The sequence below is a fragment of the Stenotrophomonas sp. 610A2 genome, assembly GCF_030549615.1.
Classification (GTDB): domain Bacteria; phylum Pseudomonadota; class Gammaproteobacteria; order Xanthomonadales; family Xanthomonadaceae; genus Stenotrophomonas; species Stenotrophomonas pigmentata.
Window position 1 is genome coordinate 3,424,367 of the sequence record NZ_CP130832.1, and the last position, 25,723, is coordinate 3,450,089.

The following is a 25,723-nucleotide window of genomic DNA, read 5'->3' on the forward strand; positions in this document are numbered from 1 at the left end:
CCGCCGCTCAGCTCGCGCGGTTCCGATCTTGCGCAGTCGCTGCCGGCTCACCGGGCACGCGCGCCAGGTAATCCTGCAGCAGGTCGATGGCCTGGCGCACCTTGGCTGGCTGGGTCTGTCGATGCGGAGTAACCGCCCAGGCTGGCAGTGGCGGCACCTCCCATTCCGGCAGCAAGCGCTGCAGGCTGCCTGCATCCAATAGCGGCGAAGCATCCAGACAGGTCAGCACCGCCACACCCAGGCCGGCCTCGCACAGACGCAGCACCGCCGGCTGGTTCTGGCTGGCGATGCGTGGGTGCGCGGGTACCAGCCGCTCCTCGTTGTTCTCGCGATGCCGCCAGACCAGCCCCGGCACCTGCGGCATGCCCAGCCATTCGGCCGCCGGTATCTGCAGCGGATCGTCAGGCAATCCATGCCGCTGCAGCCATGCCGGTGCCGCGCACGGCCAGCGTTGCAGGCTGCCCAGGCGCTGCGCCATCCAGTCGCTGTCCGGCAGCTGGCCGAAGCGCAGCGCCACATCGATACGCGCCTGCAACAGGTCGGTCCAGCCATCGTCGAAGAACAGGTGCAGGCGCAGCTGCGGGTTGTCCTGCAACCAAGCACCCAAGGCCGGGCCGATGTGCGCGGCCATGCCCAGTGGCGCTGACAGCCGCAGCTCTCCGCTGGGTGCCTGCCGGGCCGCCGAGAGCTCCGCCTCGGCCTCGCCTGCCGCATCCAGCAGGCGTGCGCAGGCAGCGTAGTAGCGGCTGCCGACATCGGTCAGCGCCAGCCGCCGCGTCGAGCGGTGCAGCAAGGCCACCCCAGCGTCCTGCTCCAACGCGCGCACCTGCTGGCTCACCGCCGAGGTACTCATGCCCAGCGCCCGCGCCGCCGCACTCATCGAGCCGTGCTGCACCACCTGGGCAAACAAGGCCATCCGTTTGACGCTGTCCATCAGCCACCTCCGTGCCGCCATTGTGAAGCACAGCTTCAAGGTGGTTGTGATTTTTTGCGACTGCCACCGACGCCGACTTGGGCGGACACTGGCGTCATTCCCCACCCCAAGGACGTTCCCATGAAAGTTGCCCTGATCGGTGCCACCGGCTTTGTCGGCAAGGCCGTACTCGATGAACTGCTGGCTCGCGGCCATGACGTGACCGCACTGGTCCGCGACCCGGCCAAGCTGGAAGCCCGCCCGCAACTGCAGGTGGTCAAGGCCGATGTGCTCAATGCAGGTGAAGTGCATGCAGCCTTTGCAGGTGCCGAAGCCGTGATCAGCGCCTACAACGCCGGCTGGGGCAACCCGGATCTGTACAACGAGTTCCTGCGCGGCACCCGCGCGATCGTCGCCGGCACCAAGGCCGCAGGCGTGAAGCGTTACATCGTGATCGGCGGCGCTGGCAGCCTGTATGCGCCAGACGGTACCCAACTGGTGGATTCACCGAACTTCCCGGCTGCGATCTATCCCGGCGCCAGCGCGGCCCGTGATGCACTGACCGAGCTGCGCAACGAGACGTCGCTGGATTGGACCCAGCTGAGCCCGCCGGTTGCGTTCCATCCGGGCAGCGCCACCGAGCGCACCGGCAAGTACCGGGTTGGCGGCGAGACGCCGCTGAGCACCGGCGATGGCCCGGGCACGATCAGTGCTGCGGATCTGGCGGTGGCAGTGGTTGATGAGCTGGACGCGCCGAAGCATGTTGGGCAGCGGTTTACGGTTGCCTGGTAAGAGCTGAAAGCTGCCCTCACCCCAACCCCTCTCCCGCACGCGGGAGAGGGGCTAGTGCACTACGAGCGCCAGCAATGCCAGCCCCGCTCCCGCATGCGGGAGCGGGCCAGTGCACTAGCAGCCGACGCGATCCGAGCCCCTCTCCCGCACGCGGGAGAGGGGCTAGTGCACTACGAGCGCCAGCAATGCCAGCCCCGCTCCCGCATGCGGGAGCGGGCCAGTGCGCTAGCAGCCGACGCGATCCGAGCCCCTCTCCCGCCTGCGGGAGAGGGGTTGGGGTGAGGGGAGGCTTCTAACAAGCAGACCCAGCTCCTGATCTATAGCTCAAGCCCCAGCCAACGCCTGCTCCAGATCCGCCAGCAAGTCATCGATATGTTCGATGCCCACCGACAGACGCACGGTATCCAGCGTCACCCCGGCCTTCTCCAACTCCACCGCATCCAGCTGCCGGTGCGTGGTGGATGCCGGATGCGTGGCCAAGGACTTGGCATCGCCCAGATTCACCAGCCGAGTAAACAACTGCAAGGCATCCAGGAAGCGCGCCCCCGCCTCACGCCCACCCGGCAAGCCAAACGTCAGCACCCCCGAGCCCTGCCCGCGCAGATACTTCTGCACCAGCGCATGCTCCGGATGGTCCGGCAATGCGGCGTAGTTCACCCAGGCGACCTTCGGATGCTTCTGCAGGTAGTTGGCCACCGCCAGCGTATTGCTGTTGATCCGATCCATGCGCAGCGCCAGCGTCTCGATGCCCTGCAGAATCTGGAACGCGTTGAACGGTGAAATCGCCGCGCCCATGTTGCGCAACGGCACCACCCGCGCCCGGCCAATGAAGGCGGCCGGGCCAAGTGCTTCGGTATAGACCACACCGTGGTAACTCACATCCGGCGTATTGAGACGCGGGAAGCGTTCCTTGTGCTCGGCCCACGGGAAGCGACCGGAATCGACGATGGCGCCGCCAAGGCTGGTGCCATGGCCGCCGAGATACTTGGTCAAGGAATGCACCACGATATCCGCGCCGAAATCGAACGAGCGCTGCAGGTACGGCGTGGCGACGGTGTTGTCGACGATCACCGGCACACCATGCGCATGCGCGATCCTGGCGATGGCTTCGATATCGGTGACGTTGCCGCGCGGGTTGCCGATGGATTCGACGAACACCGCCTTGGTGCGCTCGTCGATCAAGGCCGCGAAGGCCTGTGGATCGCGGTAGTCGGCAAAGCGGGTCTGGATACCGAACTGCGGCAGCGTGTGCGCGAACAGGTTGTAGGTGCCACCGTACAGCGCGCTTGAGGCGAGGATATTGTCGCCGGCCTCGGCAATGGTCTGGATGGCGTAGGTGATCGCGGCCTGGCCCGAGGCCAGCGCCAACGCACCGATGCCGCCTTCCAAGGCTGCGATGCGCTTTTCCAGCACATCGGTGGTGGGATTCATGATGCGGGTATAGATATTGCCCTGCACCTTGAGGTCGAACAGATCGGCACCGTGCTGGGTGTCGTCGAAGGCGTAGGCAACGGTCTGGTAGATCGGCACCGCGACGGCGCGGGTGGTCGGATCGGGGGAATAGCCGCCATGCACGGCGATGGTTTCAGGCTTCCACTGCGGATCGGTCATCGGGGTGCTCGCCAAGGAGTGACTGCCGACGATAGCCGAGGATGGATGGCAACCGGTGGACGGTTGCAGGGGTTACTTGTGAGGGGGCGTTATGAGCTGATGCATTTTCAAAAGGCCCACATCCCTAGCTAGAAGCTTCCCCTCACCCCAACCCCTCTCCCGTAAACGGGAGAGGGGCTCGGATCGCGTCAGCTGCCCGTGCACTAGCCCCTCTCCCGCCTGCGGGAGAGGGGTTGGGGTGAGGGCAGCTCTTAAAGCTTTTGAAGCGTTGGCTCTGGCTCTCAACCCTTGCCAAACTGCAACTGCCCGCCACCACCAGCTTCCACCTTGATGGTGTCGCCGCTGGCGAACTCGCCGGCCAGGATCTTCTGCGCCAGCGGGTTTTCCAGCTGGGCCTGGATCGCACGCTTCAATGGGCGCGCGCCATAGATCGGGTCGAAGCCCACATTGCCCAGCACATCGAAGGCCGAATCCGACACTTCCAGGCGCAGGCCACGCTCGCCCAGCCGCTTCTCCAGCCCACGCATCTGGATGCGTGCGATCTGCTTGATCTGCTGCTTGTCCAGCGGGTGGAACACGACGATGTCGTCCAGGCGGTTGATGAACTCCGGACGGAAGTGCGCCTGCACCACGCCCATCACCGCCGCCTTCATCTGCGTATAGGCTTCCGGGCTGTCGTCGCCGCTCATGTCCTGGATCTGGTGCGAGCCCAGGTTCGAGGTCATCACGATGACGGTGTTGCGGAAGTCCACGGTGCGGCCCTGGCCGTCGGTCAAGCGACCGTCGTCCAGCACCTGCAGCAAGATGTTGAACACATCCGGATGCGCCTTCTCCACTTCGTCCAGCAGGATCACGCTGTAGGGGCGACGGCGCACCGCTTCGGTCAGGTAACCACCTTCTTCGTAGCCCACATAGCCCGGGGGCGCACCGATCAGGCGCGACACGCTGTGCTTCTCCATGAACTCACTCATGTCGATGCGCACCATCGCGTCGGGCGAGTCGAACAGGAAGTCGGCCAGCGCCTTGGTCAGCTCGGTCTTGCCGACGCCGGTCGGGCCCAGGAACAGGAACGAGCCACTCGGACGGTTCGGGTCCGACAGGCCAGCGCGCGAACGCCTCACCGCGTCGGAAACCACGCGGATCGCCTCTTCCTGCCCAACCACGCGGTTGTGCAGCATGTCCTCCATGCGCAGCAGCTTGTCGCGCTCGCCTTCGAGCATCTTGCTGACCGGGATACCGGTCCAACGCGAGACGACCTCGGCGATTTCCTCGTCGGTGACCTTGTCCTGCACCAGCTTGAAGTCCTTGCGCTCCATCTCTTGCGCGGCTTGCAGCTGCTTCTCCAGGTTCGGCAGCAGGCCGTATTGGATCTCGCTCATCTTGGCGAAATCCTGGCGGCGCTGTGCGGCTTCCAGATCAAGTTTTGCCTTCTCGACCTGCTCCTTGATCTTGGTTGCGCCCTGCAGCGCGGCCTTCTCCGACTTCCAGATCTCGTTGAGGTCGGAGAACTCACGCTCCAGTGTGTCGATATCGGCTTCCAGATCGGCCAGGCGCTTGCGCGAAGCGTCGTCCTTCTCTTTCTTCAGCATTTCGCGCTGGATCTTGAGCTGGATCAGACGACGTTCCAGACGATCGAGCTCTTCGGGCTTGGAGTCGATCTCCATGCGGATGCGCGATGCCGCCTCGTCCATCAGGTCGATGGCCTTGTCCGGCAGCTGCCGGTCGGTGATGTAGCGGTTCGACAAGGTCGCCGCCGCAACCACGGCCGGGTCGGTGATCTCCACGCCGTGGTGCACCGCGTAGCGTTCTTTCAAGCCACGAAGGATGGCGATGGTGTCTTCGACCGTCGGCTCACCAACAAACACCTTCTGGAAGCGACGCTCAAGCGCGGCGTCCTTCTCGATGTACTGGCGGTACTCGTCCAACGTGGTAGCACCGATGCAATGCAGCTCGCCGCGCGCAAGTGCCGGCTTGAGCATATTGCCCGCATCCATCGCGCCGTCGCCCTTGCCGGCGCCGACCATGGTGTGCAGTTCGTCGATGAACAGGATGATCTGGCCTTCGTTCTTGGACAGGTCATTGAGCACGGCCTTCAGCCGCTCTTCGAACTCGCCGCGGAACTTGGCACCGGCGATCAACGCGCCCATATCCAGCGAGAGCACGCGCTTGCCGCGCAGGCCCTCGGGCACTTCGTCGTTGATGATGCGCTGGGCCAGACCTTCGACAATCGCGGTCTTGCCCACGCCGGGTTCACCGATCAGTACCGGGTTGTTCTTGGTACGGCGCTGCAGCACCTGGATGGTGCGGCGGATTTCCTCGTCGCGGCCGATCACCGGGTCGAGCTTGCCGCTTTCGGCGCGCGCGGTCAGGTCGATGGTGTATTTTTCCAGCGCCTGGCGCTGCTCTTCGGCATTTTCGCTTTGCACGGTTTCTCCGCCGCGCAGCTTGTCGATCGCGGCCTTCACTTTGTTCTTGTCGGCGCCAGCAGCACGCAGGGCCATACCGGCCGGACCGCCATCGTCCACTGCCGCCAGCAGGAACCACTCGCTGGCGATGAACTGGTCGTTGTGCTGTTGGGCCAGCTTGTCGGTATTGTTGAGCAGGCGATTGAGATCGTTGCCCATCGACAGGCTGCCGGCCTGGCCGGACACCTTGGGCAATGCATCCAGCGCCTCGGTCAGCCGCTCGCGCAGCACCGGCACGTTGACGCCGGCCTGGGCCAGCAAGGGCCGGCTGCTGCCACCGGGCTGGTCGAGCAGCGCGCTGAGCACATGTACCGGTTCGATGATGTTGTTGTCGCGACCGACCGCCAGGGACTGCGCGTCGGACAGCGCCTTCTGGAAGTTGGAGGTGAGCTTGTCCATCCGCATGGGTCTTCTTCCTCAAAGTTGGGAGGCCAGCATTGCTGGCGATACTGGTTCAGATGCGGTTGCAACGGCGTGATTCAAGGGTGAATAGCGCCCTTGTTCAGCTGCAATCGCAATCCCGCTCCAGTATCACCAGCTGCCGTCACCGCAACCTTGATCGAACGCAAGCGGCAGCGCGGCTCAGCCGCGCGTGATCGCCGCACGCAAAGCTCGCAGCTGCTGCTTCACCGCCTGTTGCTGGCCGGCATCCATGCGCAGCAGGGCTTTCTGCCCGATCGACAGCGATTGCAGCGCCGGGTCGACGAAGCGATAGCGGCCCTTGCCGTCCGGCTCCACCGCCAGCGGACGGGCCGGCTCGGGGGTCTGCAGCAGGTGGTCGATCACCGTCACCAGCCTGTCGTTGAAATGGCCGTCGGGGTGGCCGATATCGTGGTAGGCCTGCTGCAGCAAGGGATAGAAGCGCCTGTAGGCAGCCGCTACGGCGCCCGCGTCGGCGCGGGTAAAGGCATCCACATATGGCGCATAGCGCGTGGCATTGGCGGCTGCCAACTGCTCACCACCGGCACTGCCCTGCTCCACCTGCAGCGCGCCCGGCAACGGCCGCACTGCCATCGCTGCAGCTGGCAGGCTGGGCTGGGTGAGGTTGTCCACGTGCACCACCAAGCGCTGGATCAGCTGCTCGCGCAGCAGCACAGCCAAGGCATCGGCGGGGAACAATCCGTTCAAGGCTTGCCAGCTGGAGGCATCGCTGTCGGCCAGCGCCGGCAAAGCCGGATCGGCAGCCACGTCGAGCGGATATTTCGGCTCGGCCGCTGCTGCGGGCGTAGCCGGCGCTTGGATAGCCGGTGTAGCCGGGCTATCCACCAGCGGAGCAACGTTTGCCGTTGCCTGCCGCAGCTGCGCCACATCATCACGGAACAACCACCAGCCAGCGCCGCCAACCGCGACGACGCCAACCACTGCCCAGGGCCACACTGCTTTGCGCTTCTGCATCACTTGCACCTTCATTGCATGTGATGGTGTGACCCTGTTTATCCCGCTGGGTTCCCCCAGCGGCTCAGACCCAGTACAGCCAAGCCCTGTGCATCAACGCTGTTTCTGCAGCGACATCAGGCCGATGACGACCGCCAACACCGCATAGGCAGCGCTCACCTGCAAGGTGATGGCCTGGCGCAGGCCTTCCAGCTGCCATGGCAGGTAGATGCCACCGCGCGGATCGGTGGAGTGGATCACGCCGAACGCACTCAACGCGGCAGCCACGAACAGCAGGCTGACCGCCACGCCAGCGCGACGCTCGATCAAGGCCACCAGCGCAGCTGCCCAGATCATCGCCGAGATGATGAAACCATTGCCCAGCAGCTGCAGCGTGGCCACATCCGACAGGCCGTGGCCGTCGACCGCTGCATACAACGCCGCCGCTGCATCCGGCGCCACCCACGTGCCGAACTTGATGTTGATCAGGTAGGCAATCGCCGGCAGGAAGGCCAGCGCGACCGCGATCGCGTGCTCACGCTTGGTCTGCTGGAAGGCCTGCACGGTGATGTCGAGGCCGACGAAGACGATGATCGGTGCCAGCACCGCCACCGGCAGCCACTGCACCAACCCGGCAACGACGCCGAGCATGCCGCCGATGCCGATGAACAGACCGGTCAGCAGCGTGTAACCGGTGCGTGCACCCAAACGCTTGTAGGCCGGCTGGCCGATGTATGGCGTGGTCTGCGCGACACCGCCGCAGATGCCGGCGATCAGCGTGGCGATGGCCTCGACCAGCAGGATGTCGCGGGTGCGGTAATCGTCACCAGCGGCGCGTGCGCTCTCGGCCACGTTGATGCCGCCCACCACCATCAGCAGGCCGAACGGCAGCAGCAACGACAGATACGGCACGGTCAGCGGCAGGCCCTCGACGAAGCCCAGCGAGGGCAGCGGCAAGGCCGCGGCGAAGGAGATTGCAGGCGGCCACTGGAAGCCGGTCAGCACACCTGCTGCACCCAGCCCGTAGTACAAGGCCACACCAACCAGCAGCGCAAACAGCACGCCCGGCAAGCGCAATGGCACCACAGCGCGTGCCACCAGCACGTACAGCAGCACGCCCAGCGTGACCAGGCCGACCAGCGGCTGGCGCATGCTCTCGATCAGCGGCAGGAAGCCGAGCAGCGTCAGCGCCGCGCCGCCGATCGAGCCAAGCAGCGCAGCACGCGGCACATGGCGGGTGACCGCATCGCCGACGAAGGACAGCACCAGCTTGAGCAGACCCATCACCACCAGCGAGGCCATGCCCAGCTTCCAGGTCGCCATCGCCGCGGCCTGCGGGTCCATGCCCAGCTGCTTGAAGCCGACAAAGGCCGGGCCCAGCACCAGCAGCGCCATGCCAATGCTGGTTGGCGCATCCAGCCCCAGCGGCATCGCGGTGACGTCATCACGGCCAGTGCGGGCAGCCAGGCGGCGTGCCATCACCGTGTACATCAGGTTGCCGATCAGCACACCGAAGGCAGTGCCGGGAAACATGCGTCCAAACACCACATCCGCCGGGAACTGGAAGATGCCGATCAGCGCCATCGCGATGAAGCCGAGGATCGACAGGTTGTCGACCACCAGGCCGAAGAAGCCGTTGAGATCGCCTGCGACGAACCAACGCGGACGGGATGTTGAAGCGGAAGAATTCATGGGGGATATCGTCAGGAAAGCGAAGCGATGGTAACGCCGGGAAATTACGTGCGGATGCTACAGATCATTCGTTCGTGGGCAGTTTCACCCAGCCAAGCACCGAACCACGATGGGGATTGCGGTAGCGCAACTGCAACCAGCCATCGGCTTCGTCCAGCAGTTCGACGGCGTCGCCCTTGAGCAGGTAGCGCTTGGTCGAGGTGTCGCCGGCCTTGCTGTACAGCAGCAGCTTGTCCGGCACCACCGACGCGCTGCGGCCGGGCATCGGCGCGTCCTTCAGCGGTGGGTCGAAGGCATTCCAGATGGCGGTTTCGAGTCGCTTGCCTGCGGCATCCCAGGTGCTCCAGACCGTGAGGATCTCCGCATCTTCCACTTCAGCCAGCGCCAACACCTGCGCGAGCGCTTCGGTATCGAGGAAGGCATTGCGCATCGAGCGGTACAGGTAGACCCTGTCGCCCGCAAAGCGGTAAATATCGCTGTACCACATCGGCCCGCTGCGACAGCTGCTGCTCAACGTGCGTGTGGCCGGGTCCGGGGTCAGCGACCAGAAGCCTTCGCAGCTGATTTCCGGGCCCTCGGGTGCGGCCAATGCGCGGAACTGGCCACTGCCCGGCTCGTACAGGTAAACCGTGACCGATTCGTTGACCTGACCCAGCGTGGCGCTGGAATCCAGGTCCTGGTAACCGTCGAAATTGTAGTCGGCGTGGCCCAGGCGCGTGCCGCCGCCTTCCTCGTTCGTGGACGCAGGCAGCACCTGCCGCGCTGGTGAGCGGTTGCTGCCAACCTCCACGCTGCCATCGCCGAGCAAGCGCGCATGCGCGCTCACGCCGGCTGCGACCTCGAAGCGGATCTCGCTGTCATCTGCCGCGAATGCTGGCGCTGCCAGCAGCGAAAAAACTGCAACCAGCAGACCATGGGCGGCAAAGCGGCAGCGGGACGTGGATATCAGGGGCATCATCGAGAAGCTCATCTGCAGTTGGCGACTGCCCGCAGGCTAGCCGATCCAGTGCTGATCAGAACGAAACCTCCACCGCCTGCCGCGACCACAGCACCGACTGGTGCTTGGTGGCCCGCTTCCACGCCAGGCGGATGGCTTCGATGTCATTGCGGCGTTGCGGGCTGTCCTCGTGCAGGATCACCAGCACCTTGGTGCGCAGTCGGTTCGGCTCGGGTGCGCCGCGGAACAGCCACTGGCCGTAGGCATCGAACACGGTCAGGCCATCGGGGAAGCGTGGAGTGACTTCCTTGTCGAGGAAGGCGCGCCACTGCGCATCGCTGATCACATCGGTCTGTTCACGTGCCGACGGCCCGGTTTCCTCGCCGACGCCGAAATACAGCTCGCTGCGCACCCAGCCACCGGCTTCGGCCGGTCGCGCGGCATCGCCGTGCAATTGGGCACTGGCAGCAGGTTCGGCAGCAGGTGGAGCGGCGTGGGCACTGGCGGCAACGGCAAACAACAGGGGCAACAGGACAGCGTGCAACTTCATGGAAAACCTCCGGACAGGAACAACACGGTGGCATCCAAGGCACCGCAAGGGATATCGCGTTTGGTTATCAGCCCATTGCCAGCAGGACTTGCATCCCGGGCGCTGTTAACGCGAAGATAATATATCGCTTCATCCGGATGGATGTAAGTGTTAACTGAAACCTTTCCGCCATCCGCGCCTCCCCCACGTCCCGCCTTCCCCACAGTTTCTGGAGTTTCCATGTCCCGTCCCACCTCGGCCCCGCTCGGCCTGGCCATCGCGCTGGCGCTGTCTTCCACCGCTTTTGCCCAAAATGCCCAGCAGGCCACCAACCTGGACACGGTGATCGTCACCGGCACCCGTGCGGTCGACCGCACCGTGCTGGAATCCACCTCGCCGGTGGACGTGCTCAGCGCCGAGGACATCCGCAAGGCCGGCGTGGTCAATGGTGAGCTGGGCAGCGCGCTGCAGGCGCTGCTGCCCTCGTTCAACTTCCCGCGCCAGTCCAACTCCGGCGGTGCCGACCACATCCGTGCCGCACAGCTGCGCGGCCTCTCGCCCGACCATGTGCTGGTGCTGATCAACGGCAAGCGCCGCCACAACAGCGCGCTGGTCAATACCGACAGCAAAATCGGCAAGGGCACCACGCCGGTTGATTTCAACGCGATCCCGGTCAGCGCGATCAAGCGCATCGAAGTGCTGCGTGACGGTGCCGGCGCGCTGTACGGCTCCGATGCGGTAGCCGGCGTGATCAACGTGATCCTCGACGATGCCCCGGAAGGCGGCGCCATCGAAGCCAGCTTCGGCGCGCACCACACCGACCTCAAGCCGATCGACCGCACCCTGACCGACGGCCAGACCAGCTACCTCAGCGCCAAGGTCGGCACCGCGCTGACGGACGACGGCGGCTTCCTGCGCGTCGGCCTGGAGCTGAAGAACCGCGAAGCCACCAACCGTGCCGGTTTCGACCAGATCCCGCCGTGGGAAGCGCAGACCCCGGACAATCTGGCCCTGGCCGGCAAGCGCAATTACTCACTGGGCGATGGCGCCAGCAAGGACCTCAACGCCTGGTTCAATGCTGAAATCCCGTTCGGCAGCGCCTCCAAGGCCTATGCCTTCGGCACCTACAACCAGCGCGATACCGAAGGCGCCAACTACTTCCGCTACCCGGACGGCGAAGCCAACTGGAAAGAGCTGTACCCGAACGGCTACCGCCCGATCTCCGAAGGCGAAAACCTGGACGTGCAGCTGGTAGCCGGTGCCCGTGGCGAACTCGGCGACTGGAACTACGACGCCAGCCTCGATCACGGCCGTAACGAGTTCACCTACCGCCTGCGCAACTCGCTCAATGCCTCGCTCGGCCCGACCAGCCCGACACGCTTCAAGACCGCCGATTTCAGCTTCGCCCAGACCGTGGCCAACCTCGATTTCGGCCGCATCTTTGTGCGCGCCAATGACACCCACAGCCTCGGCTTCGGCATCGAAGGCCGCAACGAGCGTTATGAAACCAGCGCCGGTGACCCGGCCAGCTATGCAGCCGGCCCCTACACCGACCGCCCGACCGGCTCGCAGGCCGGCGGTGGCCTGACCCCGCAGGATGAAGCCGATCTGTCGCGCGATGTGATCAGCGCCTACACCAGCCTTTCGTCCACGTTCGGCGAGAAGTTCTCCACCGACATCGCCGCGCGCTATGAGCACTACCAGGACTTCGGCGGCGAGCTGACCGGCAAGATCGGCGCGCGCTATGCGTTTGCGCCAGCTTTCGCGCTACGTGGCTCGATCTCCAACAACTTCCACGCGCCGTCGCTGAGCCAGATCGGCTACGAATCCACTTCGACCGGCTACACCGCCGGTGGCCAGCTGGTGCAGGGTCGCCTGCTGTCGGTGAACAATCCAATCGCACGTGCGCTGGGCGCCACCGACCTGAAGCCGGAAAAGTCGGTCAACTACAGCCTGGGCTTCACCAGCCAGATCGGCAGCCACTTCGACCTGTCGCTGGACCTGTTCCAGATCGACATCGATGACCGCATCGCCTTGTCGGAAAGCATCACTGGCGATGCGCTGACCGATTTCGTGCAGCAGCAGTTCGGCATCGGCGGTCTGGAAAGCGCGCACTACTTCGTCAACGCTGCCGATACGCGCACCCGTGGCGCCGAGTTCGTCGGCAACTGGCGGCAGTCGCTGGGTGACGGCGAGCTGCTGTTGACCGGCACCTGGAGCTACGCCAAGACCGAGCTGAAGAATGTCGTCGCCACGCCGTCGCAGCTGCTGGCACTGAACCCGGACTACGTGCTGTTCGGCGTGGAAGAGAGCAATACGCTGACCGACGCCGCCCCGCGCACCCGCGCGCAGCTGGCAGCCAGCTGGGTCAATGACAAGTGGTCGTTGAGCAGCCGCGTGAGCCGCTACGGCAGCGCGACGCGTGTGTTCGACTTTGGCGGCGGCTACATCCCGACCCAGACCTACCAGGCCGAATGGCAACTGGATGCGGAAGTGGAATACCGCATCACCCCGCAGTGGAGCGTGGCTGTTGGCGGCCAGAACCTGACCGACAACTACCCGGACAAGTCGAACGAAGACATCTACTACTTCGGCAACCTGCCGTACGACGTGCTGTCGCCGATCGGCAGCAATGGCGCGTATTGGTATGGGCGGGTGCGGTTTACGTTCTGATTGGGTGCTTTTCGGGGAGGATTGCTTGCTTGAAACCTCCCCTCACTCCAACCCCTCTCCCGCAAGCGGGAGAGGGGCTCGCACCGCTTGCACTCGTAGCTCACTAGCCCCTCTCCCGCCTGCGGGAGAGGGGTTGGGGAGAGGGGAAGCTTTTAGCCAATTCCCCCAAAAACCCCCGAATTCATCCAGCTTTAACAGCGCTAGGCGCTCCTTACGCCTGCCGGCTCATTTCAGCCCGGTTCATCCCCTGCGGAGGCGTATATGTTCGAGTCGTTGATTCGCGAAGCGGCCAGCCGCTTTCATCTCGGTGACAATGCGGGGCGCCTCGTGCGCCAGCTTGTCGATGTCATTTTCGATCCTGCCAACGGCGGCTTTGCCGGCCTGAAGAAACGCTTTGCCGATGCAGGCCTGGATGGCCTGTTTTCGTCGTGGATAGGCAACACCCCCGGTGACAATGTCCTGCAACCGGACCAGTTCAGTGCCGGCTTCGGCCAGAACCTTGCCGGCGGTATTGCCAGCAAACTCGGCATTCCAGCCGCGGCAGTCAACATGGCCGGCGCATGGCTCCTCCCCAAGATCGTTGGTCAATTGACGCCTGGCGGCAGCATCCCCAGTTCCCGCCCAGCGGATTACGATCGCTGGTTCGGCACCACCACGCCTGCGGCTGGCTACAGCGGTGGTGGCACGGTACCCGCCAAGGCATCGGGCGGGTTCTGGAAATGGTTGATCCCGCTGATTCTTCTGCTTGCGGCATTCCTGCTGTTCCGCAGCTGCAAGAAAGAAGAAGTGGTTACGCCCGCGCCAGTCGAACCGGTTGCAAGCACACAGCCCGCAGCCCCCGTGGTCCAGGCCAATCCACGCTTCGGGTTCGACAACACCGACGGCAAGATCACGGTCAGTGGCCAGCTCGCCAGCGAGGCCGACAAGACCCGCCTGTGGGATGCGCTGAAAGCCAACTTCGGTGAAGGCAATCTGGCCGGCAACATCAGCGTCGATCCGGCAACCCTGCCAGCAGGTTGGCTGGACAAGCTGATCGCCGCGTTGCCGGAACTGAAAGCCAAGGGACTGAAGTTCGGTTTCGATGGCGACAAGCTCAGCATCGATACCAGCGGCATGGCAGAAGCCGATCGTTTCACTGTCAGCGACAAGTTACGCAGTCTGTTTGGAGGCTTCGAGATCAGTGGTCTGTGGGATCGTGCGGCGGCGGCATTGTCTGGACTCAAGGCCGGCTTCAGCGGTGATGATCTGGTCAAGGCCTTGAACCTGATGAACATCTATTTCGACACAGGTTCGGCCACCATCACCCGCGACAGTCTGGAAACGCTGACCAGCGCGGCCAATGCGATCAAGCAGGCACCTGCAGGCACGAAGATCGAGGTAGGCGGGCACACCGACAACACCGGTGATGCAGCTGCCAACATCACCTTGAGCCAGCAGCGGGCGGATGCGGTGGCTGCCAAGTTGGCCGAGCTCGGTGTTGCTGCCGATACGCTCACCGCCAAGGGCTATGGCCAGGAAAAGCCGCGTGCCAGCAATGACACCGACGAAGGCCGCGCGCAGAACCGTCGTATTGAGTTTGCGGTTAGCAAGTAACGTTCTGCATTCGGTGAAGAGCAAAGGCTTGCCCTCACCCCAACCCCTCTCCCGCAGGCGGGAGAGGGGCTTACATTGCTTGCGCTCGTAGTGCACTAGCCCCTCTCCCGTTTACGGGAGAGGGGTTGGGGTGAGGGCGCTCTTGAAGCACGTAGAGCAAGCCCCATTCACCCCAAATGACTTTCCTGTAACAAACCCTGCGGCATAGTGACCGCATGCTTGATGACCTACAGCGACCGCCCCCTCCGGCGCTGGCAGACGACGACGCACTGTTTCTCGACGTAGATGGCACCCTGCTCGCCTTTGCCGACCATCCGGACAAGGTAGCGCCCGATCCGTCCCTGCTCGCGCTGCTGGCCAGCGTGCAGCAACGTCTGGGTGGCGCGCTGGCGCTGCTCAGTGGCCGTCCCGTCAGCCAACTACAAGCGATGTTCGCGCCACTGCGCCTGCCCATGGCTGGCCTGCACGGCGCGCAATTACTCACGTCCGTCGATGCAGAACTCGCCCAGGCAGACACCGCAGCTTGGTTGCACACACTGCACCAGCGCGCGATGCAACTGGCGCATGCCCATCCCGGCGTCATGATCGAAAACAAGGGCCAGGCATTGGCCCTGCACTGGCGCAATGCGCCGGACGCTGCCGCGGCTGTCATTGCATTCGCCAACGCCCAACTTCCGCAGCTGCCTGACGTGCGTCTGCAACCAGGCAATCATGTGATCGAGTTCGTCGGCAGCGGCCACGACAAGGGCCGCGCCCTGCAGCAACTGATGCAATCTCCGCCTTTCCAAGGCCGGCGCCCGGTCTTCATCGGCGACGATCTCACCGACGAACACGGCTTCCAGGCCGCTCAGCAACTCAAAGGCATTGGCGTACTTGTCGGCCAACGACGCGGCAGCCATGCCTTGGCTGCACTGCCCGACATCACGTCCGTACACGCTTGGCTGCGCGCAGCCACTACCTGACCCACCCGGAGGAAACAGCGGCGCCAGCGGCGTTCGCGCAACAAGGAGAATGCAATGCAAGACGCCACCCTCGATCTTGGCGTAGTTGGCAACGGCAGTTTTGGTGCACTGATAGATAAGCAGGCGCGCGTGGTCTGGAGCTGCCTGCCCAGCTTCGATGGCGACCCCGCCTTTTGCGCCCTGCTCAATCCCAACCAGCACCCCGGCGGTGACTTCGGCATCGAGCTTGAGGACTTTCTCGACAGCGAGCAGTCCTATCTCACAAACACCGCGATCCTGCGCACCGTGCTGCGCGACACGCATGGCGGCGCAGTGGAAATCATCGATTTCGCCCCGCGCTGGCGCCAGAACGATCGCTTCTACCGGCCGCTCAGCCTGATCCGCCAGGTCACCCCGCTTTCCGGCAACCCGCGTATCACCGTGCGCGCACGGCCGCTGGCCGATTGGGGTGCGCGCCAACCCGAAACCACCTGGGGCAGCAATCACATCCGTTGGTTGCTGCCGGATCTGGTGCTGCGGCTGACCACCGATGTACCGGTGCGCTTCGTCCGCGATGCCCTGCCCTTCGTGCTGAATCATCGTGTGCACCTGGTACTCGGCGTGGACGAGTCACTCAATCGCTCGCTCAGCGGCTATGTGCAGGAAGCCATGCAGCGTACCCGCGACTACTGGCGTGAATGGGTGCGCTACCTGTCGGTGCCGCTGGAATGGCAGGACGCGGTCATCCGCAGCGCCATCACCTTGAAACTATGCCAATACGAGGACAGCGGCGCGATCATCGCCGCGATGACCACCTCGATCCCGGAGGCGCCTGGCAGCATCCGCAACTGGGACTACCGCTATTGCTGGCTGCGTGATGCCGCCTTCGTGGTACGCGCGCTCAACCGGCTCGGCGCTACCCGCACCATGGAGCAGTTCCTCGGCTACATCTTCAACCTGGCCACCACCGACGGCAGCCTGCAGCCGCTGTACGGCATCGGCTTCGAGGCCAAGCTCGACGAGGAAGAGGTGGCGACTCTGTCCGGCTATCGCAACATGGGGCCGGTGCGCCGCGGCAACCTTGCCTGGGTGCAGCGCCAGCACGATGTCTACGGCAGCGTGGTGCTTGCCTCCACCCAGTTGTTCTTCGACCAGCGCCTGCAGGACCCGGGCGACGCACACACCTTCGCGCGTCTCGAGCCGCTCGGTGAACAGGCGTTTGCGCTGCATGACGTACCCGATGCCGGTTTGTGGGAGTTCCGTGGCCGTACCGAAGTGCACACCTATACCAGCGCGATGTGTTGGGCCGCATGCGACCGGCTATCCAAGATCGCCACCCGCCTGAAACTCGAAGGCCGCGCGATCTACTGGCGTGAGCGCGCCAACCAGATCCACACGCGGATCATGCACGAATCCTGGAGCGAACAGCTTGGCCATTTCACCGATACATTTGCGGGCCATCGACTGGATGCATCCTTGCTGCTGCTGGCCGACATCGGCTTCATCGATGCCAAGGATGCGCGCTTCATCGCCACCGTCGAAGCCATCGGGCGCGACTTGAAGCACGGCAATTCGCTCTACCGCTATATCGCCCCGGATGACTTCGGCGAGCCTGAAACCAGCTTCACCATCTGCACGTTCTGGTACATCGATGCGCTGGCTGCAATCGGCCGCCTGGATGAAGCGCGGGAGATGTTCGAAATCCTCCTGCAACAACGCAACCATCTTGGCCTGCTGTCCGAAGACCTGTCCTTTGACGGCCAAGCCTGGGGCAACTTCCCGCAGACCTATTCGCATGTGGGCCTGGTAACCGCGGCCATGCGCCTGTCGCGCAGCTGGCAGGAGGCTTCGTGAGCCGTTTGGTTGTCGTCTCCAACCGGGTGGCACTGCCGGGCGAGACCCGTGCAGGCGGGCTGGCCACCGGCCTGCTGGCGGCGCTCAGCGAACGCGGCGGGCTTTGGTTCGGCTGGAGTGGACGCAGCGTCAACGTCGACAGCGGTGCCTTGCATGAAGCGCAGGAAGGGCCGATCCGCTACCTGACGATGGACCTGTCCAAGAGCGACCTGGACAACTACTACAACGGCTTTTCCAATCGGGCCCTGTGGCCGCTGCTGCACTTCCGCCTGGATCTGGTGGATTACGACCGGCGCAAGCGCGAGGGCTACTGGAAGGTCAACAGATTGTTCGCCGATACGCTGGCACCGCTGCTGCGCGACGACGACACGGTCTGGATCCACGACTATCACCTGATCCCATTGGCCGCCCTGCTGCGTGAGCGCGGCGTGGGCTGCCGGATTGGCTTCTTCCTGCACGTACCCGTGCCTTCGGCCGACCTGCTGCAGGCATTGCCCGACCACCGCTCGCTGTTCTCCGCGCTGTATTCATATGACCTGCTTGGCTTCCAGACCCGCCGCGACGTGGACCGCTTCCAGTCCTATGTGCGTCTGTTTGGTGGCGGCCAACTGATCGACAGCGACTGGATCCTGACCCCGGAGGGCCGGCGCGTGCGGACCTCGGCGTTCCCGATCGGCATCGACACCGAGCACATCGCGCGGCAGGCCGGCAGCGCGGCAGGCAACAAGCCGGTGCGCGATCTTCGACAGAGCCTGCAGCACCGCAAGCTGGCGATCGGCGTGGACCGGCTGGATTACTCCAAGGGCCTGCCGGAGCGCTTCCACGGCTTCGAACGCTACCTGCAGCGCTATCCGCAGCAGAAAGGCGACATGACCTTCCTGCAGATCGCGCCGGTGTCGCGCGGCAGCGTCAACGAGTATCGCAAGCTGCGTGGCGATCTGGAGCGTCTGGCCGGGCATATCAACGGCGGCCATGCCGAGGCCGACTGGACGCCTCTGCGTTACGTCAATCAGAACTACGCGCACAGCACGCTGACCGGGTTCTACCGGCAGGCGGCAGTGGGCTTGGTAACGCCTCTACGCGATGGCATGAACCTGGTGGCCAAGGAGTACATCGCTGCGCAGGACCCTGAAAATCCTGGGGTGCTGGTGCTGTCACTGCTGGCCGGTGCTGCGGATGAATTGAAGCAGGCACTGCTGGTCAATCCGCATGATCTGGATGGTGTTGCCGATGCGATTGCGACGGCGGCGAACATGCCGCGCTCAGAACGAATCGAACGCTGGCGGGCGATGATGGAGCACCTGCGTGCGCATGATATCCATCGTTGGCGACGGGACTATCTGCTGGCGTTGGAGGGGGTTTAGGGCTGGAGCAGAGGCAAGAGCTTGCCCTCACCCCAACCCCTCTCCCGTAAACGGGAGAGGGGCTCGCATTGCTTGCACTCGTAGTGCACTAGCCCCTCTCCCGCCTGCGGAAGAGGGGTTGGGGTGAGGGCAAGCTTCTAGCGCACCGACCCTTGATCAAACCCACTCAATCCAAAAACCGCCCCCGCTGCTCCGGCGTAGGCAGGAAACAGCTGTCATGCCGCCCAAACCAGCGATACCGGTTCCGTGCCAACCAGCGGTACGCCGGATCGCGCACGGTAGCCGGCAACACCCGCGCAAGCCCAGCCAAGCGCCAAGCCCCGCCCAATCCGGTCACCACCCGCAGAATCGCGTCGGTGTCGGTATACGCCACACCCTCGGCGACCAGCAGGAACGACAAAGGATCGTCCGGGTCCAGCCCATGCGTGGCCAGCAAAGCACGCCCCTGCCCGCCCTGCATCGCCGCGAACCGGTAGCGGCCGGCCCGGTCGAAGCGCAGCAGGAAGCGCACCCAGCGGCTACACAGCGCGCAGACGCCATCAAACACGATCACCGCAGGCTCAGCCATGCGCGCCCCCCGGCAACAACCAGCCTTCGTAACGGATCAACCTGCCGATCAGCGGCATCGACACATCCACCAGGAATTCATAGCGCCCAGCCTGCTCACGCTCGCGGCATTGCACCTGCGCGAACCAGCGCGTCGGCAACGGCAACACACCGAAGGCCCAGACACGCTCGGCCCGCCACAGGATCTGGCCAGCCTCTGCGCGCAGTCCAAAACGGAAACGCACCGCGCCAAGCTGCTCGAACAGCTGCCCATCGCGCTGCCACAAGCGCGAGGCCATGCGCGCCGGTCCGAATTGCCGGTTCCAGCGTTCTCCGCTGGCATCAACCATGAACTCCACCGTAACCGGCACGCTGGAGGTCGGCGGCAGCCGCGCCAGCCAGGCGCAGGGCGCGACCAGCCAATGGCGACCGCGCAGGACTTCACCCTGCCCGCTCCAGCGCTGACGCGCAGGGATCGAGTGCAGCGCACGTACCTGCGGGGCCAGCTGCTCGAACGCAGGGCCCAGCACCTGCGCAAACAGCGGCAAGCTCATGGTTCCATCCACACCAGGGTGGCGATACGGCCACTGCGACGGTCGCGGCGGTGCGAGAACCAGCGCTGCGGATCGGCCATGGTGCACAGGTCGCCGCCGTGGATCGCGGCTGACTGCATGCCTGCGGCCACCAGCCGCTGCCGTGCCAGCCCAGGCAGGTCCACCTTCCAATGATCGGGCCGGGTAGCTAGGAAATGGCGCTCAGCGGCGCTGGAATGCGCCAGGAAGGCCTCGCGCACGTCCACACCGACCTCGTACAGGGCTGGACCGGCCGCAGGGCCTATCCACGCTACCAGCGCCTCAGCGGGCGTGTGCATGGCGGCCAGGGTGTTTTCCAGCATACCGCGCGCCAGCCCACCCCAGCCGGCATGGGCCGCCGCCACTTCGCTGCCATCGCGGGCGGCGAACACCACCGGCAGGCAGTCAGCGGTGAGGATGGCCAGCACCACGCCGGGCACCGAGGTCACCGAGGCATCGGCGGTCGGTTCGGCGTCCTGCCCTTGTGCCTGCGGTGGAGCGTCGAAGCGCAGGGCCACGCTGCTGTGCACCTGACGCAGCCAATGCGCCGCCGAAGGCAGCTTCGCCAACTGCTGCAGCTCGTCGCGATTGCGCTGCACCTGGGCCGGATCGTCGCCATCGGCGGCGGTCCGGTTGCCCAGGTTGAAACTGTCAAACGGAGGCTGCGAGCCGCCGGCGCCATGGCGCATCGTGGTGAAGGCCCGCACCCCCGGGGGCGCACGCCAGTCGGCCAGCCACAGCGGACTCGCCTCCGCCATTACCAGCGGCCTCGCTCGCGCTCGGCAAAGGCCTTGGAGTCCTCACGCAGCGCCTTCATCAGCGCCAGCAGATCGGCCGGTACCGGTGCGGTGTTGCTGATCGTCTCGCCGGTGATCGGGTGCTGGAACTCCAGCGTCTCGGCGTGCAGGGCCTGGCGCTTGAAACCGCGCAGTGCCGCGACCAGCTCGTCGGTGGCGCCCTTGGGCAGCTTCAGCGAGCCGCCGTATAGCGGATCACCAACGATGGCGTGCTTCAGGTGCGCCATATGCACGCGGATCTGGTGGGTACGGCCGGTTTCCAGACGGCATTCCAGCGCGGTATGGGCGCGGAAGCGCTCGCGCAGGCGGTAATGGGTCACCGCCTCCTTGCCGTCCTCGCGCACGCCCATCTTCAGGCGGTCGCGCGCATGGCGGTCGATCGGGGCGTCAGCGGTGCCGCCGGAGACCAGCGCGCCGACCACCACCGCCAGGTACTGGCGATGCACTTCGCGCGCGGACAGCTGCTCGACCAGCGCGGTCTGCGCCTGCACGGTACGGGCCACCACCATGACGCCGCTGGTGTCCTTGTCCAGGCGATGCACCACACCGGCGCGCGGCACCTTGGCGATCTCCGGGTCACGGAACAGCAGCGCGTTGAGCAGGGTGCCGCTCGGGTTGCCGGCACCCGGGTGGACCACCAGCCCAGCCGGCTTGTCGATCACGAACACGTGTTCGTCCTCGTACAGGACCGACAAGGGGATGTCCTCCGGCAGAGCGTGGACCTCGACTTCCAGCACCGCATTCAGGGTGGCGATTTCGCCGCCGCGGACCGGATCGCGCGGGCGCACGGGCTCGCCATCGAGCAGAACTGCGCCGGTTTTGATCCATTCGGTCAGGCGCGAACGGGAGAATTCGGGGAACAATTCGGCCAGGACCGCGTCGAAGCGACGACCGGCGGCGGAATCGGGAACCTGCGCGTGGCGCGGGCTGGAAGAGGTGTTCTCGGACATGGGCAAAGACCGGCTAAAGACGAAATTATGGGGTCCAGACGACAACAGTCAGTCGCAGGACAGGCCACTAGGCTATCATCGCCCCTTCGTATTCCTGCCGCGTCCTGCCCTGAACCCATGATCCGACGCTCTTCGCTGCTGTCCGCGCCCGTCCGCCTCACCGCCCTGCTGCTGGTTTTGGTCTTCGTTGCCACTGGTTGCCATCGCGGCGCCAAGAAGGACGCCGATGAAGGCGCGCCGGTCGAACAACTGTTCGAAAAGAGCCACAAGCTGATGGAGGGCGGCAACTGGTCCGGCGCCGAAACCAGCTTCAAGCGCTTGATTGCACAGTACCCCTACGGCCCGTACACCGAGCAGGCGATGATCGAAAGCGCCTATGCCCAGTACAAGGCCGGCAAGAACGATGACGCCGTGTCGAGCATCGACCGCTTCATCCGCACCTACCCGACCCACCGCAACATCGCGTACCTGTACTACCTGCGCGGTCTTGCCAACGGCAACCGCGATACGGTTTTCCTGCGCCGCGTATGGTCGCTGGACCCGAGCCGTCGCGATCTGTCGACCCCGCGCCAGGCCTATGCCGATTTCAACATCGTCACCGAGCGCTACCCGAACAGCCGCTACGCCGCCGATGCGCGCCAGCGCATGATCGAATTGCGCGACGTGTTCGCCCAGCATGAGCTGGACGATGCGCTGTACTACGCCCGCCGTGGCGCCTGGGTGTCAGTGGTTGGTCGCGCCAATTACCTGCTGGAGACCTACCCGCAGAGCGCCTTCCAGTACGACGCTGTAGCGCTGCTGGGCGAGGCCTACACCAACCTGGGCAACAAGACCCTGGCCGACGACGCCCGCCGCGTGCTGCAGCTGAACCAGCCGGAGCACCCATGGCTGGCCGGCAACTGGCCGAAGTACCCGTGGATGATCCGCAAGCTGAACCCGTTCGCGGGTGAGCGCTCGGTGGCCACCGGCCAGAGCAATGCCACGATGAACCGCGGCAAGTAAGCTGCTTCGGTAGTGGTGGTATCAGAAAGGGGCCTTACGGCCCCTTTCTTGTTTCTGGTTTTTTTGGAGCTTTGGCTTTGGCTTTGGGCTTTGGCTTTGGGCTTTGGCTTTGGGCTTTGGCTTTGGGCTTTGGGCTTTGGCTTTGGGCTTTGATTTGCGCTTTGGCATTCCCTTCTCCCGCTTGCGGGGGAAGGTGCCCGGAGGGCGGATGGGGGGAGCTTTGGCTTTGGCTTTGGCTTTGGCTTTGGCTTTGGCTTTGGCTTTGGCTTTGGCTTTGGCCTTGAGCGTTGTAGCTTCGGCAACAACCTTCCCAATTCACCATCACAACTCCGCCCTGCCCTCGCCCCAACCCCTCTCCCGCACGCGGGAGAGGGGCTCGGATCGCGGCGGCTCGAGGTGCACTAGACCCTCGCCCAATCTCCAGGGCCGCCCGACATCAAACAAACAACCTCAAACTCAGAAGCTCTGCGTATACCGCATATACAACTGCCGGCCGTAGCCGTTGTACAGATAATTGTTGAAGTTGGTCGGCGAGTACGCCACGTCGTACACCGGCGCCTTGTTGGTCAGGTTGCGCACGCCCATCGAGATGCTCGCCTTCCACGGGGTGTTGTACGCGAACTGCAGGTCATGGGTGATGTAGGCCCCACCGCAACGTTTAACGTAACCCTCGGCCTTCAGCTCGGAGCAGCTGTAGTCGCCCTGGTAATAGTCCACGTAATAACCCGGCTCGTAGCCGATCATGTTCATGGTCCAGGCCACGCTCCAATCGCCACGCTCCCAGCGCGTATTGAGGTTGGCGCGCCATTCCGGATAACCACTGGTGCCCACGTACTCGTCCGAACCGTAGCGGCTGTCGACCTTGTAGCTGTGGGTCCAGGAGCCTTGCAACGACGACGTCAGCTTGCCCCAGTTGTCAAAGTCGAACTGGGTACGGATGTTGAGGTCCACACCATCGGTCTTGACCAGGCCTTCATTGCCGTAGCCCGCGTACACCGACTGGATGGAGCCGTCGGTGTTGCGCACCACCGACAGGTTGTCCGGCAGGAACTGACCCAGCTCGGTGCGGTTGATCACCGTCTGCGCGGAGTACCACTTGATCTGGTTTTCGATCTTGGTATTCCAGTAGTCCACGGTGATGTTGGCCCAGGAGAACGGGTCATACACCACGCCGAAGCTGAACTGCTTGGAGGTCTCGGCCTTCAAGTCCGGATTGGCGACATGGTAGCCGTTGATCTGGATCGAGCTGGAAGCCGCCAGACCGTAAGCCAGCGCGGTGGCTTCATCGGTCACCGTGTCAGCTGAGAACGCAGTCTGCTGGTTCAACGCCTGCAAGGTAGGCGCGCGGAAGCCCTCGCCGTAGGAGGTACGGAAGGTCAGGTTCTGCAGCGGCTGGTAGCGCAGCGACAGCTTGGGCGAGGTAGCGTCGCCGAAGTCGGAGTAATGGTCGTAACGCAGCGCCACGTCCGCCGAGAAGTTGTTGAAGATCGGCAGGCTCCACTCGGCATAGGCCGAGCTCAGCGTGCGATCACCCCAGGCCGAGTTGCCCGAGGAACCACCGACGTTGCCGGCGGCAGACTGCTGGTCGTAGATGTCCGAGTAATCGTGCTTGCTGTACTCACCGCCGACCGCCAATGCCGACACGCCACCGGGCAACTCGAACAGGTCGGTGGTCAGCTGTGCATTGAACTCCTGCTGCTTGTAATAGGTATTGCGGTTGATGGTGGTGGCAATGGCATCAAGCACCGCAGCCGAATTGGAGTATGGGTCAAATACATTGTATTCGCCGGACTCGAAGTACTTCTCGGCCACCGGGATATTGACGTAGTTGTAGCCGGTGATGGTTGCGCGCGACTCGTTGCTGCGTACGCCGAAATCAACCGCAGTGCTATCGGTCAGCTGACCATGCAGGCTGAGGTTGACGTCATGGCTGTTCTCGTCGGTATAGGTAAAGCGATTACCCAAGGCAGCGAAGCGGTGCTTGATGTAAGCATCCTGGCCGGTGGTGTTGTTCGGGCTGTCGGCGCTGACGAAGATGCTCTCTGGCACCGGCGCATAGACGCTGTCGCTGTTCTTGCGGTTGACGTAGATATCGGCATTGACGGTCCAGACATCATCGATGCTGTACTCGCTGCGCAGGAACAGGTTCTTGTTCTTGATGCTGGCGGTATCAGCCATGTCGCCGACATAGTTGTACAGGCAGCTGGTACGGCCCGAGCTGCTGGTGCTCTCGTAGAAATTGGTGCCCGAGCAACCACCCGGCACCACCGAGCTGTTGTTGGTGTAGAGGTTGGAGCCTGGAATGGTGCTGCCATCAGCGGCCGTCAGCACGTTGAGGTAATTATTGGAATACGAGGAACCAGCCACCGTATCCGACCAGGGATAGTCGCGCACGAAGCTGATCTTCTGGTTCGTATAGGAGATACCACCCATCACCGAGCCGCGCTCACCGGCGGCACCAAACAGCACCGAGCCTTCTGATGCATCACCGCCGTACTTGTTGTCAGTGATGCCGGCGCTGACCTGGAAACCTTCGTAGTTCTTGCGGGTGATCACGTTGACAACGCCGCCAATGGCATCGGCGCCGTAGATGGCCGAAGCGCCATCGGTAAGCACTTCAATGCGCTCCACCGCTGCCGCCGGGATCGAGCTCAGGTCCTGCCCTTCGCCGGTCAACGGCGATACCGCCGCGCGGCGCCCGTCGATCAGGATCAAGGTGCGGCCTTCGCCAAGCCCACGCAGGCTCAAGCCAGCGAAGGACTGCGCCGAACTGCCCGAGCTCGGCACGAACGAGCCAAAGGAGTTGAAGCTTGAACTCTGCAGGATGTCGGCGACGGTTGCCTTGCCACTCACCTCGATGTCTTCACGGCCGATCACGGTAATCGGCAAAGCGCCTTCAACGTCCGCACGCTTGATGCGCGAGCCGGTGATTTCGATGCGGTCGAGGTTGGTTGCGCTACTGCTTGAGGTTTCCTGCGCCAGTGCTGTAGCGCTGATCGACAGGCCAATGGCAACAACCAAGGTGCCCCGGCGCAGACCGGAGTTCATCAATTTCTCTTTCATTTCGCGTGTTCCAGATGAAGAAGGACACGTCCTGATCGCTCAGAACCGTTACTGA

General features: G+C 64.1%; 19 protein-coding genes. 7 read left to right on the forward strand and 12 right to left on the reverse strand.

Going from position 1 to position 25,723, the window contains the following annotated elements; translation table 11 throughout:
• Positions 1-7: 7 nt before the first annotated feature.
• On the reverse strand, positions 8-934 hold the full coding sequence (locus Q5Z11_RS15330; RefSeq protein WP_303747193.1) for a LysR family transcriptional regulator: 927 nt from the start codon (positions 932-934) through the stop codon (positions 8-10).
• 120 nt (positions 935-1,054) lie between these two features.
• On the opposite strand from Q5Z11_RS15330, the gene Q5Z11_RS15335 reads away from it, so the two are divergent.
• Positions 1,055-1,705 (forward strand): NAD(P)-dependent oxidoreductase, encoded by a 651-nt coding sequence (locus Q5Z11_RS15335; protein ID WP_303747194.1) that lies wholly within the window; start codon positions 1,055-1,057, stop codon positions 1,703-1,705.
• A gap of 324 nt (positions 1,706-2,029) precedes the next feature.
• Here Q5Z11_RS15335 and Q5Z11_RS15340 read toward each other — a convergent pair whose 3' ends face one another.
• The 6 genes from Q5Z11_RS15340 to Q5Z11_RS15365 form a co-directional block, all read right to left on the reverse strand.
• Positions 2,030-3,316 carry an O-acetylhomoserine aminocarboxypropyltransferase/cysteine synthase family protein gene (locus Q5Z11_RS15340; protein ID WP_303747195.1) on the reverse strand — a complete coding sequence of 429 codons (1,287 nt, stop codon included), beginning with the start codon at positions 3,314-3,316 and terminating at the stop codon, positions 2,030-2,032.
• A 281-nt stretch (positions 3,317-3,597) separates the two neighbouring features.
• Entirely contained in the window at positions 3,598-6,186 is a 2,589-nt protein-coding gene (clpB, locus tag Q5Z11_RS15345) for an ATP-dependent chaperone ClpB (RefSeq protein WP_303747196.1), read from the reverse strand.
• Positions 6,187-6,363: 177 nt separating this feature from the next.
• Entirely contained in the window at positions 6,364-7,176 is an 813-nt protein-coding gene (locus Q5Z11_RS15350) for a DUF3014 domain-containing protein (RefSeq protein ID WP_303747197.1), read from the reverse strand.
• A gap of 93 nt (positions 7,177-7,269) precedes the next feature.
• Positions 7,270-8,847, reverse strand: coding sequence for a hypothetical protein (locus Q5Z11_RS15355; RefSeq protein ID WP_303747198.1), 1,578 nt, complete (start codon positions 8,845-8,847; stop codon positions 7,270-7,272).
• Positions 8,848-8,911: 64 nt separating this feature from the next.
• Positions 8,912-9,805, reverse strand: coding sequence for an XAC2610-related protein (locus tag Q5Z11_RS15360; RefSeq protein ID WP_303747199.1), 894 nt, complete (start codon positions 9,803-9,805; stop codon positions 8,912-8,914).
• 55 nt (positions 9,806-9,860) lie between these two features.
• Positions 9,861-10,334 carry a DUF3574 domain-containing protein gene (locus tag Q5Z11_RS15365; protein WP_303747200.1) on the reverse strand — a complete coding sequence of 158 codons (474 nt, stop codon included), beginning with the start codon at positions 10,332-10,334 and terminating at the stop codon, positions 9,861-9,863.
• Between the two features lie 219 nt (positions 10,335-10,553).
• Between Q5Z11_RS15365 and Q5Z11_RS15370 the strand changes: the two genes are divergently transcribed.
• The 5 genes from Q5Z11_RS15370 to otsA all read left to right on the forward strand — a co-directional run bounded on the left by Q5Z11_RS15370 (position 10,554) and on the right by otsA (position 18,738).
• Positions 10,554-12,986: a TonB-dependent receptor plug domain-containing protein gene (locus tag Q5Z11_RS15370; RefSeq protein WP_303747201.1), complete on the forward strand. Its 2,433-nt coding sequence runs from the start codon at positions 10,554-10,556 to the stop codon at positions 12,984-12,986.
• A gap of 261 nt (positions 12,987-13,247) precedes the next feature.
• A complete protein-coding gene (locus Q5Z11_RS15375) occupies positions 13,248-14,579 on the forward strand; it encodes an OmpA family protein (RefSeq protein ID WP_303747202.1) in 1,332 nt (443 codons plus the stop codon).
• A gap of 215 nt (positions 14,580-14,794) precedes the next feature.
• Positions 14,795-15,541, forward strand: a complete 747-nt coding sequence (gene otsB, locus Q5Z11_RS15380) for a trehalose-phosphatase (RefSeq protein ID WP_303747203.1) — start codon at positions 14,795-14,797, stop codon at positions 15,539-15,541.
• Between the two features lie 54 nt (positions 15,542-15,595).
• On the forward strand, positions 15,596-17,374 hold the full coding sequence (locus Q5Z11_RS15385) for a glycoside hydrolase family 15 protein (RefSeq protein ID WP_303747204.1): 1,779 nt from the start codon (positions 15,596-15,598) through the stop codon (positions 17,372-17,374).
• Positions 17,371-18,738: an alpha,alpha-trehalose-phosphate synthase (UDP-forming) gene (gene otsA / locus Q5Z11_RS15390; RefSeq protein WP_303747205.1), complete on the forward strand. Its 1,368-nt coding sequence runs from the start codon at positions 17,371-17,373 to the stop codon at positions 18,736-18,738. Before Q5Z11_RS15385 ends, otsA begins: the two co-directional genes overlap by 4 nt.
• A gap of 166 nt (positions 18,739-18,904) precedes the next feature.
• Here otsA and Q5Z11_RS15395 read toward each other — a convergent pair whose 3' ends face one another.
• Genes Q5Z11_RS15395 through rluD form a run of 4 tightly spaced genes read right to left on the reverse strand, consistent with a single transcriptional unit; the run spans position 18,905 to position 21,603 of the window.
• Positions 18,905-19,306 (reverse strand): thiol-disulfide oxidoreductase DCC family protein, encoded by a 402-nt coding sequence (locus Q5Z11_RS15395; protein WP_303747206.1) that lies wholly within the window; start codon positions 19,304-19,306, stop codon positions 18,905-18,907.
• Positions 19,299-19,832 (reverse strand): DUF4166 domain-containing protein, encoded by a 534-nt coding sequence (locus Q5Z11_RS15400; RefSeq protein WP_303750066.1) that lies wholly within the window; start codon positions 19,830-19,832, stop codon positions 19,299-19,301. Before Q5Z11_RS15400 ends, Q5Z11_RS15395 begins: the two co-directional genes overlap by 8 nt.
• A 2-nt stretch (positions 19,833-19,834) precedes the next feature.
• Positions 19,835-20,614, reverse strand: a complete 780-nt coding sequence (gene pgeF / locus Q5Z11_RS15405) for a peptidoglycan editing factor PgeF (protein ID WP_303747207.1) — start codon at positions 20,612-20,614, stop codon at positions 19,835-19,837.
• Complete coding sequence (rluD, locus tag Q5Z11_RS15410; protein ID WP_303747208.1) at positions 20,614-21,603, reverse strand: 23S rRNA pseudouridine(1911/1915/1917) synthase RluD; 990 nt, start codon at positions 21,601-21,603, stop codon at positions 20,614-20,616. The genes pgeF and rluD overlap by 1 nt, the downstream gene beginning before the upstream one ends.
• 117 nt (positions 21,604-21,720) lie before the next feature.
• Between rluD and Q5Z11_RS15415 the strand changes: the two genes are divergently transcribed.
• Entirely contained in the window at positions 21,721-22,605 is an 885-nt protein-coding gene (locus Q5Z11_RS15415) for an outer membrane protein assembly factor BamD (RefSeq protein WP_282267258.1), read from the forward strand.
• 456 nt (positions 22,606-23,061) lie between these two features.
• Here the strand turns inward: Q5Z11_RS15415 and Q5Z11_RS15420 are convergent, their stop codons facing one another.
• Positions 23,062-25,668: a TonB-dependent receptor plug domain-containing protein gene (locus Q5Z11_RS15420; protein WP_303747209.1), complete on the reverse strand. Its 2,607-nt coding sequence runs from the start codon at positions 25,666-25,668 to the stop codon at positions 23,062-23,064.
• Positions 25,669-25,723: the final 55 nt, after the last annotated feature.

Coding starts and splice junctions, on each gene's coding strand:
- Q5Z11_RS15350 (WP_303747197.1), bottom strand. CDS start 7,176: ATGCAGAAGCGCAAAGCAGTGTGGCCCTGGGCAGTGGTTGGCGTCGTC.
- clpB (WP_303747196.1), bottom strand. CDS start 6,186: ATGCGGATGGACAAGCTCACCTCCAACTTCCAGAAGGCGCTGTCCGAC.
- Q5Z11_RS15335 (WP_303747194.1), top strand. CDS start 1,055: ATGAAAGTTGCCCTGATCGGTGCCACCGGCTTTGTCGGCAAGGCCGTA.
- Q5Z11_RS15340 (WP_303747195.1), bottom strand. CDS start 3,316: ATGACCGATCCGCAGTGGAAGCCTGAAACCATCGCCGTGCATGGCGGC.
- Q5Z11_RS15385 (WP_303747204.1), top strand. CDS start 15,596: ATGCAAGACGCCACCCTCGATCTTGGCGTAGTTGGCAACGGCAGTTTT.
- Q5Z11_RS15330 (WP_303747193.1), bottom strand. CDS start 934: ATGGACAGCGTCAAACGGATGGCCTTGTTTGCCCAGGTGGTGCAGCAC.
- Q5Z11_RS15395 (WP_303747206.1), bottom strand. CDS start 19,306: ATGGCTGAGCCTGCGGTGATCGTGTTTGATGGCGTCTGCGCGCTGTGT.
- Q5Z11_RS15415 (WP_282267258.1), top strand. CDS start 21,721: ATGATCCGACGCTCTTCGCTGCTGTCCGCGCCCGTCCGCCTCACCGCC.
- pgeF (WP_303747207.1), bottom strand. CDS start 20,614: ATGGCGGAGGCGAGTCCGCTGTGGCTGGCCGACTGGCGTGCGCCCCCG.
- Q5Z11_RS15355 (WP_303747198.1), bottom strand. CDS start 8,847: ATGAATTCTTCCGCTTCAACATCCCGTCCGCGTTGGTTCGTCGCAGGC.
- Q5Z11_RS15360 (WP_303747199.1), bottom strand. CDS start 9,805: ATGATGCCCCTGATATCCACGTCCCGCTGCCGCTTTGCCGCCCATGGT.
- Q5Z11_RS15420 (WP_303747209.1), bottom strand. CDS start 25,668: ATGAAAGAGAAATTGATGAACTCCGGTCTGCGCCGGGGCACCTTGGTT.
- otsB (WP_303747203.1), top strand. CDS start 14,795: ATGCTTGATGACCTACAGCGACCGCCCCCTCCGGCGCTGGCAGACGAC.
- rluD (WP_303747208.1), bottom strand. CDS start 21,603: ATGTCCGAGAACACCTCTTCCAGCCCGCGCCACGCGCAGGTTCCCGAT.
- Q5Z11_RS15370 (WP_303747201.1), top strand. CDS start 10,554: ATGTCCCGTCCCACCTCGGCCCCGCTCGGCCTGGCCATCGCGCTGGCG.
- Q5Z11_RS15365 (WP_303747200.1), bottom strand. CDS start 10,334: ATGAAGTTGCACGCTGTCCTGTTGCCCCTGTTGTTTGCCGTTGCCGCC.
- Q5Z11_RS15375 (WP_303747202.1), top strand. CDS start 13,248: ATGTTCGAGTCGTTGATTCGCGAAGCGGCCAGCCGCTTTCATCTCGGT.